16 protein-coding genes and 1 pseudogene are annotated in these 12,748 nt (G+C 73.8%); 3 read left to right on the top strand and 14 right to left on the bottom strand.

The features are described 5' to 3' along the window. Positions 1-54: 54 nt before the first annotated feature. Positions 55-1,380 carry a DUF2254 domain-containing protein gene (locus tag ABEB06_RS35280; RefSeq protein ID WP_425559735.1) on the bottom strand — a complete coding sequence of 442 codons (1,326 nt, stop codon included), beginning with the start codon at positions 1,378-1,380 and terminating at the stop codon, positions 55-57. Between the two features lie 68 nt (positions 1,381-1,448). Here ABEB06_RS35280 and ABEB06_RS35275 point away from each other — a divergent pair, with 68 nt between their 5' ends. Next, positions 1,449-1,652, top strand: a complete 204-nt coding sequence (locus ABEB06_RS35275; RefSeq protein ID WP_345701004.1) for a hypothetical protein — start codon at positions 1,449-1,451, stop codon at positions 1,650-1,652. Between the two features lie 145 nt (positions 1,653-1,797). On the opposite strand, the gene ABEB06_RS35270 is transcribed toward ABEB06_RS35275, so the two are convergent. From ABEB06_RS35270 to ABEB06_RS35225, 10 genes and pseudogenes are all read right to left on the bottom strand, one after another. Next, the gene (locus ABEB06_RS35270) at positions 1,798-2,058 is read right to left on the bottom strand and encodes a hypothetical protein (RefSeq protein ID WP_345701003.1); all 261 of its coding nucleotides are present in this window, start codon (positions 2,056-2,058) and stop codon (positions 1,798-1,800) included. Next, the gene (locus tag ABEB06_RS35265) at positions 2,055-2,405 is read right to left on the bottom strand and encodes a hypothetical protein (protein ID WP_345701002.1); all 351 of its coding nucleotides are present in this window, start codon (positions 2,403-2,405) and stop codon (positions 2,055-2,057) included. Before ABEB06_RS35265 ends, ABEB06_RS35270 begins: the two co-directional genes overlap by 4 nt. Before the next feature lie 422 nt (positions 2,406-2,827). Further along, a pseudogene (locus ABEB06_RS35260) lies at positions 2,828-3,133 on the bottom strand (DUF6210 family protein); the annotation flags it as partial. A 19-nt stretch (positions 3,134-3,152) separates the two neighbouring features. Then, complete coding sequence (locus ABEB06_RS35255) at positions 3,153-4,157, bottom strand: urease accessory protein UreD (protein ID WP_345701001.1); 1,005 nt, start codon at positions 4,155-4,157, stop codon at positions 3,153-3,155. Next, the gene (gene ureG, locus ABEB06_RS35250; protein WP_345701000.1) at positions 4,145-4,861 is read right to left on the bottom strand and encodes an urease accessory protein UreG; all 717 of its coding nucleotides are present in this window, start codon (positions 4,859-4,861) and stop codon (positions 4,145-4,147) included. Before ureG ends, ABEB06_RS35255 begins: the two co-directional genes overlap by 13 nt. Continuing rightward, complete coding sequence (locus ABEB06_RS35245; RefSeq protein ID WP_345700999.1) at positions 4,851-5,519, bottom strand: urease accessory protein UreF; 669 nt, start codon at positions 5,517-5,519, stop codon at positions 4,851-4,853. The genes ureG and ABEB06_RS35245 overlap by 11 nt, the downstream gene beginning before the upstream one ends. Positions 5,520-5,527: 8 nt before the next feature. After that, positions 5,528-7,252 (bottom strand): urease subunit alpha, encoded by a 1,725-nt coding sequence (locus ABEB06_RS35240; RefSeq protein WP_345700998.1) that lies wholly within the window; start codon positions 7,250-7,252, stop codon positions 5,528-5,530. After that, on the bottom strand, positions 7,245-7,568 hold the full coding sequence (locus ABEB06_RS35235; protein WP_345700997.1) for an urease subunit beta: 324 nt from the start codon (positions 7,566-7,568) through the stop codon (positions 7,245-7,247). The genes ABEB06_RS35240 and ABEB06_RS35235 overlap by 8 nt, the downstream gene beginning before the upstream one ends. Next, a complete protein-coding gene (locus tag ABEB06_RS35230; protein ID WP_345700996.1) occupies positions 7,565-7,867 on the bottom strand; it encodes an urease subunit gamma in 303 nt (100 codons plus the stop codon). The genes ABEB06_RS35235 and ABEB06_RS35230 overlap by 4 nt, the downstream gene beginning before the upstream one ends. Before the next feature lie 157 nt (positions 7,868-8,024). Then, a complete protein-coding gene (locus ABEB06_RS35225; protein ID WP_425559829.1) occupies positions 8,025-8,972 on the bottom strand; it encodes an endonuclease/exonuclease/phosphatase family protein in 948 nt (315 codons plus the stop codon). Positions 8,973-9,133: 161 nt separating this feature from the next. On the opposite strand from ABEB06_RS35225, the gene ABEB06_RS35220 reads away from it, so the two are divergent. Beyond that, entirely contained in the window at positions 9,134-9,481 is a 348-nt protein-coding gene (locus tag ABEB06_RS35220; RefSeq protein WP_345700994.1) for a VOC family protein, read from the top strand. Between the two features lie 34 nt (positions 9,482-9,515). On the opposite strand, the gene ABEB06_RS35215 is transcribed toward ABEB06_RS35220, so the two are convergent. The 3 genes from ABEB06_RS35215 to ABEB06_RS35205 form a co-directional block, all read right to left on the bottom strand. Then, on the bottom strand, positions 9,516-10,784 hold the full coding sequence (locus ABEB06_RS35215; protein ID WP_345700993.1) for an MFS transporter: 1,269 nt from the start codon (positions 10,782-10,784) through the stop codon (positions 9,516-9,518). A gap of 393 nt (positions 10,785-11,177) precedes the next feature. Further along, positions 11,178-11,600, bottom strand: coding sequence for a hypothetical protein (locus tag ABEB06_RS35210; RefSeq protein ID WP_345700992.1), 423 nt, complete (start codon positions 11,598-11,600; stop codon positions 11,178-11,180). Between the two features lie 33 nt (positions 11,601-11,633). Further along, positions 11,634-12,113, bottom strand: a complete 480-nt coding sequence (locus ABEB06_RS35205; RefSeq protein WP_345700991.1) for a MarR family winged helix-turn-helix transcriptional regulator — start codon at positions 12,111-12,113, stop codon at positions 11,634-11,636. Positions 12,114-12,224: 111 nt separating this feature from the next. On the opposite strand from ABEB06_RS35205, the gene ABEB06_RS35200 reads away from it, so the two are divergent. Next, positions 12,225-12,647 (top strand): HGxxPAAW family protein, encoded by a 423-nt coding sequence (locus ABEB06_RS35200; RefSeq protein WP_345700990.1) that lies wholly within the window; start codon positions 12,225-12,227, stop codon positions 12,645-12,647. Positions 12,648-12,748 lie beyond the last annotated feature (101 nt).

Here is a 12,748-nt window from a genome sequence, read left to right as displayed (position 1 = left end):
CCCGGCCCGCACCCGCGGACCGGGGCTCTTCGCTGCCCCCTGTCGGCAGTGTCGTCAGCCGATGCCCTGGCGGTCCGGGTCGAGCGCGAAGGCCCGGTTCTGCGGGTCGGCGACGTGCTCGCCGACAGCGCGCTCCAGCAGCTCGCGCTGGAGCAGCAGCGGGCCGCGCCGCTCCGGCGGGGTGATCCGCAGCAGGTCGTCCAGGGCCGCCACCAGCCGCCGGGTCAGCTGCGGCTGGCCGCCACCGCACACCCGGATCTCGGTGAACGCCAGGTCCACCGTCGCCGACCACCCCGGCACCGGCTGCACCAGGCGCACCGCGCCGTCCTTGTCCCGGTGCCGCAGCTCCCCCATCGGGCAAGGGGCCAGCATCGCCAGCAGCTGGTGGATCCGGTCCACCGCCTGCACCGCCGTCGTCGGATCGTTCACCGCCGGCGACAGCGCCCGGATCGCGATGTCCACCAGCTGGCGGAAGCCGAAACTCAGGTCCTGGTGCATCGTGCGGTCCACGCCGACGTTCAGCGCCCGGGTGATCCGCCACGGCCGCGGCGGCGTCCCGCCGACCACCACCACCGTCGGCGTACCCGGCGCGATGAAGTCACCGATCCGCGGCACCAGGTGCAGCACCGCGCCGTGCTTGCGCGCCAGCCGCAGCAGCCACGCGATGTTCACGTCCCGCAGCACCCCCGCCCGGCCCTCGTGCAGCAGCGTCAGCCCCTCGCCCGGCAGCTCCCCCGGCAGATCCCCCGGCAGATCCGCCTCCGGCACCAGCCGCCGGTACTGCGCCAGCACCGCCACCGACTCCCGGGTCACCCGGTCGATCACGTGCGGCACCCGCAGCAGCCGCAGCGTCGCCTGCACGTACAGCACGAACAGCGCCAGGCTCAGCATCACCAGCGCCAGCGCCACCACCGTCGAGAACACCTGGGCGGTCTGCGCCTGCGACGGGTCCGTGGTGTCCTCGTACGTCAGCTGCACCAGCAGCGTGAACACGAACGTCGCCAGGCACACCGAGAACGTCGCTTTCGTCAGCCGGCTGCGCACGTACAGGCGCAGCACCCGCGGGCTGAACTGGCTCGCCGCCATCTGCAGCGCCACCAGCGAGATCGAGAACACCACACCGATGAACGTCAGCATCGCCGAGCTGACGGTCGACACCACGCCCTTCGCCGCACTCGTGAACCGCAGCAGCGCCTCGGCGTCCTCCGTCTGCGCCGACACCTCCTGGAACAGCTGCTGGTCCAGCTCGCCGGTCAGACCCGCCAGCACCACCGCCACCGCACACGCCACGAACGGCGCCACCCAGAACGACTCGCGGACGTGCTCCCGCAACGGCGACAGCGGCCGGTACCTGCGCCCCCGCGACACCCGAGCCATCATCCCGCCAGGCTAGACGCCCGACCGCCCCCGCCCCGGAACCCCAAGATCACCTCTCGTATCGTGTCGCCATGAGCACCCCGGACGCCCCCGACCGGCACGACGACTCCGCCCTCGACGAAGCCCTCGCCCGCGCCGCCCGCGCCAACCGCCTCGGCTGGACCGCCGTCACCAGCGTCACCGGCTTCCTCGTCGTCCTGGCCCTCGCCCTGGCCATGCTCGTCGTCCTCGCGGTCCTCGCCGCCGGCTACCTCATGATCGTCAGCGACACCTGACCCACGGGCGACCACCATCGGCCCGTCCCCGTGGCGCGACTGCCCACCTTCTCGGATCGCTGCCACGTCGAGCTCATGCCGCGCATCGCCCGGCATCTCTGGAAATCGAGCCCCACAGCGGTGGCCGACGCACTGGGCCGGAAAATCACATTGCCGGCGGCGGCGTGACCTGACAGATGACTACGAGTTCAAGCCGGGGGACGACGTAGTAGGCGAGCAGGCCTCCAGTGACGTCCAGGTACCGCATCGGCTCTCCGCTGCCCTGGTATATGGTGCCGTCCAAGTACAGCGCCTCCGCAGCACGGACCAGCTCGGCTGCCCGATGCTCGACGGCGGTGAGAAAGTCTGCAGGACAACCGCCGGCGACCTGCGCCTCGTCCGGGAGGTACTCCCAGCTCCAGGTCATCCGTTCACCGCTGCGAATGCAGCTCTGTAGAGCTTGGCAACGGTGACTGCGTGCTCGCGGCGCTCGGCAACCGTCTCCGCGTGGTTCGCCAGGTAGTTCGCCCGGTGGTACGACTTGGCAGTCTCGGGGTGGCGCTCGATCTCCACAACGGCCGCCCAATGGGCGACGAACGCCCGAAGCGGCTGCACGCTGCCCGCACTGATGGCCTCGGCCATCGCCTTGGTCTGCCCGTCGACCATCTCCGGGAGCCGATCGACGGCAACAACCGCGAGCGCGGCCTTGAGCGCGGCTGGGCTCTGCTCGGGCCGGGGAATGAGCTCGACTCCATCGTGTGCCGGCTGACTCATCGCGGGGCACTCCTCTCCTCGGTAGTGAGGCTACTCGGTCTCCGTAGGCCGGTTGACAAGAACATCCCGGGCCGGCTGCGCGGCTCGCCGTCATGGTTGGGCACGGGCCGTACAGGTCACGTCGGGTAAGTGACCAGGACGGCGGCACCGCTCGTCCGGCGGGCACCGGCCCGCCGGACACTGTGAGGATCACCGGCATGGACAGTGGCGACGGCAATGGTCAGGCGCTGACACAGCGAACCTCACCGACACGCCGATGTCGGTCCTACGACCGCCGCCGCCGTCACCGGCTCCGGCTCCGGCGTCGATGTCGATGTCGATGTCGATGTCGATGTCGGAGCGTTCAGCCGTTGGCACTGACCTGAGAAGTCGTCACGTGGCCGCGGGCCCCACCAAGGTGCCGAAGGCAGAGGTTCCCCGTGTCAGTCCGAGTTGTGCCACATCAGGACGGCCGGGCCCTCCGGGGTGATCACCGGGATCCAGGCCTCGTCGGCCTCGCGGATCCGGCTCTCGTCCAGTCGCAGAGGGTGCGGCTCGTCGGCCGTCCCGTCGGACACCCAGTAGCGGATGGCGCCGACGATCCCGCGGAGCCTGTCCCGCTCGGCATCCGGCCAGCTGTGGTTCCAGGTGCCGGAGCCACGGAAATGCTTCTCGAACAGCTCGCGCAGCGCGTCGAGCTCGGCGCGGGCGAACAGCGGGACCAGGAAGCCCTCGACCTGCCCGTGCCGGCAGGCGGTTCCGTACGGGCTACCGGGCGGCGGGGTGGAGGAGGAGCCGGCGCAGGGCGAGGGCGTCGGGGGCGAGGGCGGTGAGGAGGGTGGCGTCGGGGGTGGGGAGGATGAGGAGGACGGCGTCGGTGTCGGGGGGCGGCGGGGGTGGGGCGGGGTCGCCGACGGTGAGGAGTTGGCCGGCGGTGCGGTGGGGGCCGAGGACGGCGGGGCCGTTCCAGGCGGGGGCGCCGGGGCCGATGTCGGTCTGCTGGTCGAGGACGGTGCGGCCGGTGCGGGTGACGGTGAGTCGGGTGGTGAGGCGGCCGGGTGGGGTGCCGGTGGACCAGTCGTGGTGGCGGCCGAGGACCTGTTCCTCGCGGTAGCGGAGCCGGGCACCGGCGGCGAGCCGGATCCGGACGCGGGTGATGAGGTGGCTTCCGCTCGCGGCGACGACCTGTTCGGGGAGCCAGTGGAGGGTGGCGTCCTCGCCGACGGTGAGGTCGAGGTCGTAGTGGGCGGGTACGGGGTGCGGTCCGGTGTGCGGTCCGGGGAGGCTGACGGTGGCGGCGGCGCTGGCGACGTGCAGGGCCGCACCGGCCCGGACGTCGATGCGCAGGCCGATCCGGTCGCCGCCGAGCGGCCCGGCCATCGAGCCGATGACGGTGACGCGGGCGGCGCCGCCTTCGCCGTCGCGGGTACGGCGGAGGGCGAGCGGCCCGGCTCCGGCGAGTTCGGGCAGGGCGGTGCCACCGCGGCCGTCGGGTTCGGCGGTGATCCGCGCCTGCGCACGGACGGTGGTGGCGGCGTTCGCGCTGCGGACAGGGTCGCTCCCGGCACCGGCGGCAGCCGTCCTGGCACGGGCGGGGACGCTCCCGGCACGGACAGGGTCGCTCCCGGCAGCGGCGGCAGCCGTCCTGGCACGGGCGGGGGCGGTCGCGGCGCGGGCGGTCGCGGGCGCGGGGGCGGTCGCGGCGCGGGCGGGGGCAGCGGTGGAGCCGCCGGCGGGGACGGGGGCGACCGCGGGCCTGGTCAGGTCCGCCATGCGGCGAGCCGTTCGCGGACCCAGGCGGCGACGGGTGCGACGCCGTCGGGGGCGGAGAGGGCGGTGAAGACGGTGGGCAGGGCGCCGCGCTGGGCCTCGGCGTCGCGGGCCATGACGTCGAGGTCGGCGCCGACCAGCGGGGCGAGGTCGGTCTTGTTGATGACGAGCAGGTCGGAGGTGGAGACGCCGGGGCCGCCCTTGCGCGGGATCTTGTCGCCGCCGGAGACGTCGATGACGAAGATCTGGTGGTCGACCAGGCCGCGGCTGAAGGTGGCGGTGAGGTTGTCGCCGCCGGATTCGACCAGGACGAGGTCGAGGGGGCCGACGGCGGCCTCGAGTTCCTCGACGGCTTCGAGGTTGGCGGAGATGTCGTCGCGGATGGCGGTGTGCGGACAACAGCCGGTCTCGACGGCGGCGATCCGGTCGGGCGGCAGGACGGCGTTGCGCAGCAGGAACTCGGCGTCCTCGGTGGTGTAGATGTCGTTGGTGACGACGGCGAGGGAGAGTTCCTCGCGCAGGGCACGGCAGAGGGCGGCGACGGTGGCGGTCTTGCCGGAGCCGACCGGCCCGCCGAGCCCGATCCGCAGCGCACGGCGCGCGGGGGATGCGGAGCCGGCTGCGGCGGACGCGGGGGCTGCGGGGACGGCGGTCGCGTAGGTGTGCCGGGTGGGGGCGTCGTGGAGGTCCACGTGGTCACGATGCAAAGAGACGCACCTTCCAAGTGCTGTGCTGTTCGGCGTGGATGTCGAGCAGCGGGGCGGAGGCGGCGGGCAGCCGGTGCTGCGCGGCCGCGCGGGTGGCCGCGGCGGCGACGGCGTCGACCTGCGGGGCGAGTTCGGCGAGTGCGGCGGCGACCTGGTAGGGGTCGAGGCCGAGCAGCCGGACGCAGGCGGTGGCGGGGCCGTTGACGCTCTCGTAGGCGGTGGCGGTGGCGGCGTCGCGGGGGGCGAGCCCGGCGGCGTAGGCGACGGCGCCGAGGACGACGGGGTGGTGGGCGCCGCCGGGGTACTGGGTGGCGAGGTGTTCGAGGACGGGGTGGGGCCAGGCGGCGCGGGCGGCGCGCAGGAGTTGCCGTCCGAGGCGGCGGCTGACGGACCGCAGGGCGGGTGACGGGGTGCGGGCTTCGGCGGCCTCGTCGAGTTCGACGAGGTCCTGGCCGTCGGCGCAGGCCCGGCAGGCGGCGGCCGCGAGTGCGGCGGCCGTCAGCCCGGCGGTGTGGAGGCGTCCGGTGAGGAACGCGGCCATGGTGGCGGTGTCGTGGATCCGTCCGGCTTTGACGGCGGCTTCGGCGCCACCGGAGTGGGCGTGTCCGCCGGCGGGGAAGCGGCCGTCGGCGAGGAGGAGCAGTGCGGCAGTGTTCACGGTGGCCGTCAGAACAGGAAGTACCGTTGGGTCATCGGCAGTTCGGCGGCGGGCGCCGGGACGACCGCTTCCCCGTCGACGGTCACGGTGAAGGTGTCGGGGTCGACCCGGACGTCGGGCCTCGCGGTGTTGTTGGCCATCTGGTCCTTGGTGACGCCGCGGGTGTTCCGGATCGCGGTGAACTGCTTGGCCAGGCCGAGCCGTTCGGGCAGTCCGTCGTCGAGGGCGGCCTGGGCGGTGAAGTTGAGCGAGTTGCGGCCGGGGGCGCGTCCGGTGGCGCCGAACATCGGCCGGGGCAGCACGGGTTGCGGGGTGGGGATGGACGCGTTGGCGTCGCCCATCTGGGCCCACGCGATCTGCCCGCCCTTGATCACCAGGTCGGGTTTGACGCCGAAGAAGGCCGGTGACCAGAGCACCAGGTCGGCGAGCTTGCCGGTCTCCACGGAGCCGATCTCGCCGTCCAGGCCCTGGGCCCTGGCCGGGTTGATGGTGTACTTGGCGACGTACCGCCTGGCGCGGGTGTTGTCGGCGCGTCCGTCGCCGTCGAGCGGGCCGCGCCGGGCCTTCATCACGTGCGCGGTCTGCCAGGTCCGCAGGACGACCTCGCCGATCCGGCCCATGGCCTGCGAGTCGGAGCTGATGATGGAGATCGCGCCGAGGTCGTGCAGCAGGTCCTCGGCAGCGATGGTGGAGGGCCGGATCCGCGATTCGGCGAAGGCGAGGTCCTCGGGCACGTGCGGGCTGAGGTGGTGGCAGACCATCAGCATGTCGAGGTGTTCGTCGACGGTGTTGACGGTGTGTGGGCGGGTCGGGTTGGTGGAGCTGGGCAGCACGTTGAGCGCGCCGACCACGGTGATGATGTCGGGTGCGTGCCCGCCGCCCGCGCCTTCGGTGTGGTAGGCGTGGATGCCGCGCCCGGCGATCGCCGCCAGGGTGTCGCCGACGAATCCGGCCTCGTTCAGGGTGTCGGTGTGGAGGGCGAGTTGGGCGCCGCTCTCCTCGCAGACCCGCAGGCAGGCGTCGATGGCCGCCGGTGTCGCGCCCCAGTCCTCGTGGATCTTGAATCCGAGGGCGCCGCCGCGCAGTTGGGCGTGCATGGCCGCGGTGTTGACGGTGTTGCCCTTGCCGAGCAGGCCGATGTTGACCGGCAGGTCGTCCATCGCGGCGAACATCCGGGCCAGGTGCCAGGAGCCCGGGGTGATGGTGGTCGCCTTGGTGCCCTCGGCGGGTCCGGTGCCGCCGCCGACCAGCGTGGTGATGCCCGCGGCCAGCGCCTCGTCCGCCAACTGCGGGCAGATGAAGTGCACATGGGCGTCGATGGCGCCGGCGGTGAGGATCTTCCCGTTCCCGGCGATCACCTCGGTCTCCGGGCCGATCACCAGGTCGGGGTGGACGCCGTCCATGGTCTCGGGGTTGCCGGCCTTGCCGAGCGCGGTGATCCGGCCGTCGCGCAGGCCGATGTCGGCCTTCACCACGCCCCAGTGGTCGAGCACCACCGCGCCGGTGATGACCGTGTCCGGTGCGCCGTCGGCGCGCGAGGCACGGCCCTGGCCCATGGATTCGCGGATCACCTTGCCGCCGCCGAACACCGCCTCGTCGCCGCCGCGGCTGCGGTCCTCCTCGACCTCGATCAGCAGGTCGGTGTCGGCGAGCCGGATCCGGTCGCCGACCGTGGGACCGTACAGGTCGGCGTAGCGCTCCCGGGTGAGGTACAGCGCGTGGCGGTCAGTCATCGAGCCGCCCTCCCGTCTCGCCGCGCAGCCCGTGGACCTCGCGCAGGCCGCCGAGCGGGACGAGTTCGACCTCCACGGGGATGCCCGGTTCGAACCGGACCGCGGTGCCGGCCGGGATGTTGAGCCGCTGCCCGCGGGCCGCGGCGCGGTCGAGCTCCAGGCCGGGGTTGGCCTCGGCGAAGTGGTAGTGCGAGCCGACCTGCACCGGCCGGTCGGCGGTGTTCAGGACCCGGACGCGGGTGACGGCGCGGTCCGCGTTCAGCCCGATCTCCCCCTCGCCGTACAGGACTTCGCCCGGGACGAAGGCCCCGCTCACCGGATCGGCCCGTGCACGGTGACCAGCTTGGTGCCGTCCGGGAAGGTGGCCTCCACCTGGACGTCGGGGATCATCTCGGGGATCCCGTCCATCACGTCCTTGCGGCCGAGCACCTCCCGGCCGGAGGCCATCAGTTCGACCACGGTACGGCCGTCGCGGGCGCCCTCCAGCACGTGGGAGGTGATCAGGGCGACGGCCTCGGGGTGGTTGAGCCGCAGTCCGCGTTCGCGGCGGGCGCGGGCCACGTCGGCGGCCACGTGGATGAGCAGGCGTTCCTGCTCGCGGGGGGTGAGCTTCATCGGGTTCGCACCTCGGGTGGGGAGTGCCGGACCTGCTGATCGGGACAGTCGATCAACAGATTGTTTACGCCGGATTACGGCGGACTTTCCCCGTCGTAACCGGCGCCGCACTCGCTATCGGGTGGGGGCTGAACCGGAGTCTCACGCCACGAACGTACTACGCCGACGGCCCGTTGACGCGGATGCGCGCGGCGACCGGCAGGTGGTCGCTGCCGGTCGCGGGCAGGGTCCAGGTCCGCACCGGGGTCAGGCCGCGGCACAGGATCTGGTCGATCCTGGCCACCGGGAAGGCCGCCGGCCAGGAGAAGTCGAAGCCGGAGCGGGCGGCGGTCAGCCGCGAGGTCACCGGGGCCAGCCCGCGGTCGTCCAGGGTGCTGTTGAAATCGCCCGCAAGGATGACGCGTTGCAGCGGCTCCGCGTCCAGCACGGCGGCCAGCTTCCCGGCGCTCTCGTCCCGCCGCTCGGAGGTGAAGCCGCCCAGGCCGCCGAACCTGACCGACGGCAGGTGCGCGACGTACACGGCGACCTCGCCGTCCGGGGTGTGCGCGACGACCCGCAGGCCGCGCTTCCAGTACACCTGCAGACCACTCGGCTTGAGGTCGACCGGGCGGACCTCCGACAGCGGGTGGCGCGACCACAGTCCGACCGTGCCCGAGCGGGCGCGGTACGGGTAGGCGGCCGCCAACTCCTGCTCGTAGACGGCCGTCGCGGGGTCCATCAGCTCCTCGACGGCGACCAGGTCCGCGCCGGTCGCGGCCAGCGCCCGGGCGGTACCTCGGGGATCCTCGTTCTGCGCGGCCACGTTGTGCTGCACCACCGTGAGGTCGTACGCCCCGTCGCCGCCGGGCAGCAGCCGGCCGCCGAACGCGAACGTCCAGGCCAGCGCGGGGAGCAGGGCGGCCGCCGCGAGCCGCCGCGAGCGCCTGAGCAGCGCGCCGAGCAGGAGGACCGGCACCGCGAGACCGAGCCAGGGCAGCAACGCCTCCAGCAGACTCCCCAGGTGCCACGGCGTGTTCGGCACCAGGCGGTGGCCGAGCAGCAGCACGGCGACCGCCACCGGGACGGCCCGTGCGGCCCGGACCCGCCGCAGCGTTCGCGCCCGCAGTCCGATCCGGCGCAGTCCGATCCGGCGCGACCCGATCCGGCGCAGTCCGACCCCGCGGAGCTCGGTCACCAGCCGCTTGATCATTCGCATGCAGGCGGGGACGCCGCCGCGTACGCTCGGGGTTCCACCCGTGGATCAGCGGCCCAACGAGGAGTACCGACGTGCCCGCCCGTTTCAAGGACCTGTGCATCGACGCCCACGACCACCACGCGCTCGCCGACTGGTGGTGCGCGGCGATGGGGTACGTCCGCCGTCCGGGCGAGCCGCGGCCCGAGGACTGGCCGGTGCCGATCGTCGACCCGGCCGGCGCGGGCCCGCTGATCTGGGTCAACCGGGTGCCGGAGCCGAAGACCGTGAAGAACCGCATGCACCTCGACGTGGTGGGCGACCCGGCCGAACTGCTGGCGCTCGGCGCGACCCTGGTGCGAGGGCGCGACGACGACATCGAGTGGGACGTCCTCGCCGACCCGGAGGGCAACGAGTTCTGCGTCTTCGCCCCGCGCGACTGAGTCGGGGCGGACCGGTCGGGGCGGGCGGGGCCGCTCAGCCCACCGGCGCGGGGGCCGGCTCGGGTGCGACCGGCTTCGCCACGTCGTCCAGCGAGCGGATCCGCAGGATCGGCGAGGGCAGCAGCCACAGCACGCACAGGGTGCCGCCGACCGCCGCCACCATCAGCGCGGTCCGCACCCCGAGCGTGGTGCCCAGCACGCCGCCGAGCAGCGCGCCCAGCGGCCGGATCCCGTAGTTGACGGTGTTGAACGCGCCGGAGACGCGGCTGCGCATGTCGTCCGGGATGACGCTCGCCTGCAGCGAGTTGAGGTTGATGTCGAACCACATCACCCCGATGCCGCCGAGGAACTGGGCCGCCGCCAGCGCCCCGGTCCGCGCCCAGAACGGGCCGCCGGCCACCGCCGTCAGCGCCATCGACGCGGGGAAGAGCACCGCGCCGAGCGCGATCGTCGGGCCGACGCCGAGCCGGCGCGACACGGCGGGGGCGACCAGCGCGGCCAGCAGGCTGCCGGTCGCGCCGACGCCGAAGGCGAGGCCGATCGCGCCCGCCGACAGCCCGAGGATCCGGCTCGCCAGCAGCACCGTCAGGCTGTAGCCGACGAAGGTGAACAGGTTGACCGTCGTGCACGTGCCGAGGCTCGCCCGCAGGACCGGGTGCCGGACGATGAACGCCAACCCCAGCCGTGCCCGGGTCAGCATCGACGGCCCGGCCGGCCCCGGCTCCGCCTCCTCCACCGCCGTCCGCCCGATCAGCACCGCCGACCCGACGAACGACACCGCGTCCACCAGCACCGCGAACGGCGCCGTCAGCAGCTGCACCAGCCCGCCGCCGACCGCCGGACCGGCCACGAACGACGCCGAACGGCTGGCGCTCAGACGGCTGTTGGCGGTGATGTACGCCGACTGCGGCACCAGCTTGGCGAAGTACGACGGGTAGGCGGTGTTGAACAGCACCCCGGCCGCACCCGTCACCACCGCCACCGCGTACAGCTGGACCAGGGTCAGCGCACCCGCGAGCGCGGCGGCCGGGACGGTGAGCAGCGCCGCCGCGCGCACCAGGTCCGCCACCACCATCAGCCGCCGCTTGCTGCGCCGCTGGTCCACCCAGGCGCCGAGGAACACCGCCAGCAGGTTCGGCCCCCACACCATGGCCGTCAGCGCCGACACCTCCGTCACCGACGCGTCCAGGGCGCCGACCGCGATCAGCGGCAGGGCGAGCTCGGAGATCCGGTCGCCGAACTGCGATATCGACTGGCCGGCCCACAGCCTGCGGAATCCCCGCGCGTGTCTGTCGTCACTCATCTACCAGGCTCCTTCTGCCCGTTGGCCGGTCGAAGGACGCGCGTGCGGAGCGCACGGCAGGGCCGCGGCGGGGCGCGTCCTCGATCTCGGCGAAGCCGGTGGCGGTACGAATCACCCACGCCACCCGTCCGGTCACTCGCGCCGCGGCCCCTCCAGGGATCGCCGGGCGCGCCGGATGCCCACACCGTATCCTGTTTCGACCCGAACCAAACACCTGATCAGTCGTCAACTTCGGTTCGGCTGCCGAGTCTCCGGTACGCCCGGGCCAGGTTCCCCCGGACGGACACCGCGCCCGGACCGGTGCCGCCGAGGACGAGCCCGCCCTGGGCCAGGGTGGTCCCGCACAGCGGCGCCGTGCGGGCGTCGCGGCCCACCGCCCTCGGCGGCAGGCCGTCACCCGGCCCCGTCCACCGCCTCCACCTCCGCCTCGACGCCCCGGCCCCGCAGCCGCCGCGCCAGCAGCGCGACCTCCGGCACCGTCGCCCCGTACGTGCCGGCGACGAGCGCCGTCAGTGCCGCACCGGCCGCGCCGAGGCCGAGCCCGAACAGTGTGCGGACCTCCGCCAGCGCCGCGACCCGCGAGCCCCCGGCGAGCAGCAGCCGGCCCCGTCCGCCCTCGGCGAGCAGGCGGGCCCGCAGGCCGGGCGGCTCCTCGCCGAACCCGTCGCCGCACACCATCGTCGCGGCCCCGCACGCGCAGCGGTACTCGATCCCCCACTCCAGCCGGTCGCGCACCAGCGCCTGCCCGCCCTCGCAGCGCATCGCTGCGCCGCAGCGCTCGCACGCCTCGGTCCACTCCACCCCCGCACCGATCATTCGCCGGCCGACTCCTTTGTCTTCATCCCGCCCTCAGTCGGTCTTCAGCTCGTCGAGGGAGGACCGCATCGCGGCGCGCGCCCGGGTGAACCAGTCGGCGAGGACGGCGACCTCGTCCGGCGTGTAGTCGGCGAAGAGCTCGCCGAGGCGGGCGTAGAACGGGCCGTAGACGGCCATGATCCGGTCCTGCGCGGTGTCGTCCATGACCACGCGGACCCGCCGCCGGTCGCCCGGGTCCGCCTCGCGGCGGGCGTAGCCGGCCCGTTCCAGGCGGTTGAGGACGCCGGTCACGGCGCCGGTGGTGAGCTGGGCTCGTTCGGCGAGGTCGCCGGCGGCGAGCTGCTCGCCGGCGAGGGCGGCCTCGATGACGAAGCCGAGGCAGGTGAGGTCGGTGACGTTGAGCCCGAGCCGCGCGGCGATGTCCTGCTGGCCGAACTGGGCCAGCGCGATCATGCGGTCCATCGCGTAGAGCGCCTGCTCGGCGGTCGCCTCGGGGCGCGGCTTGCCCTTCACGGGACATCTCCTTAGCATCTAAGTTACTTAGCTCGTGAGATAAATGCTCACACCGCGGGCCGGCCTTCGCACGCCCGGCCACGCGGACCCCATCACACCAAAGAAGGCGACATGGGCGCACACGACCACCACGACATGGGCCACACCGTCGCCGGCTGGACCGGCACGGCCGTCGCCGTCTTCGGCACCACCGCGACCGGCCTGGCGCTCATCGCCGGGTCCACCGCCGGACTGATCGCCGGCACCGCCCTCACCGCCCTCGGCAGCCTCGCCGCCTGGCTGCTCCACCTCGCCGGCTGGGGCAAGCCCAGCGGCCCCCGGCCTCCGCACGCCCGCAACTGGCGCCACCGCGACACCGCCGCCCGCACCGGCCACCCCGCCTGCCTCGGCTGCCGCCTCGCCGGCCGCACCCCGGCCGCACCGACACCGGTGCCGGCGCCGGCCCCTCGGGTGACCGACCTCCCGGGCGCCCCCGCCGACCGCCCGGCCCCGACCGGTGGGCCCGCCCCGACCCCGTCCGCCGTCGCCGGCTGACCGCCGGGCCACGCGCCGTCCCCCGCAGCCGCCTTCCGCCTGCCACCCGCTGCCGCCACCCGCCCGCCCCCTCCACCCGCCGTCGCGCGCGGACCCGCTCC

Source organism: Kitasatospora terrestris (genome assembly GCF_039542905.1).
GTDB classification, from domain to species: domain Bacteria; phylum Actinomycetota; class Actinomycetes; order Streptomycetales; family Streptomycetaceae; genus Kitasatospora; species Kitasatospora terrestris.
The sequence above is the reverse complement of the archived record's forward strand: the minus strand, read 5'-3'. Positions and strand labels throughout refer to the sequence as shown.

What these genes read in the sequence shown, in the direction of transcription:
- ABEB06_RS35280 (WP_425559735.1), bottom strand. Translation starts at nt 1,380, where the DNA reads ATGATGGCTCGGGTGTCGCGGGGGCGCAGGTACCGGCCGCTGTCGCCG.
- ABEB06_RS35275 (WP_345701004.1), top strand. Translation starts at nt 1,449, where the DNA reads ATGAGCACCCCGGACGCCCCCGACCGGCACGACGACTCCGCCCTCGAC.
- ABEB06_RS35270 (WP_345701003.1), bottom strand. Translation starts at nt 2,058, where the DNA reads ATGACCTGGAGCTGGGAGTACCTCCCGGACGAGGCGCAGGTCGCCGGC.
- ABEB06_RS35265 (WP_345701002.1), bottom strand. Translation starts at nt 2,405, where the DNA reads ATGAGTCAGCCGGCACACGATGGAGTCGAGCTCATTCCCCGGCCCGAG.
- ABEB06_RS35255 (WP_345701001.1), bottom strand. Translation starts at nt 4,157, where the DNA reads ATGGCGGACCTGACCAGGCCCGCGGTCGCCCCCGTCCCCGCCGGCGGC.
- ABEB06_RS35240 (WP_345700998.1), bottom strand. Translation starts at nt 7,252, where the DNA reads ATGACTGACCGCCACGCGCTGTACCTCACCCGGGAGCGCTACGCCGAC.
- ABEB06_RS35230 (WP_345700996.1), bottom strand. Translation starts at nt 7,867, where the DNA reads ATGAAGCTCACCCCCCGCGAGCAGGAACGCCTGCTCATCCACGTGGCC.
- ABEB06_RS35215 (WP_345700993.1), bottom strand. Translation starts at nt 10,784, where the DNA reads ATGAGTGACGACAGACACGCGCGGGGATTCCGCAGGCTGTGGGCCGGC.
- ABEB06_RS35210 (WP_345700992.1), bottom strand. Translation starts at nt 11,600, where the DNA reads ATGATCGGTGCGGGGGTGGAGTGGACCGAGGCGTGCGAGCGCTGCGGC.
- ABEB06_RS35200 (WP_345700990.1), top strand. Translation starts at nt 12,225, where the DNA reads ATGGGCGCACACGACCACCACGACATGGGCCACACCGTCGCCGGCTGG.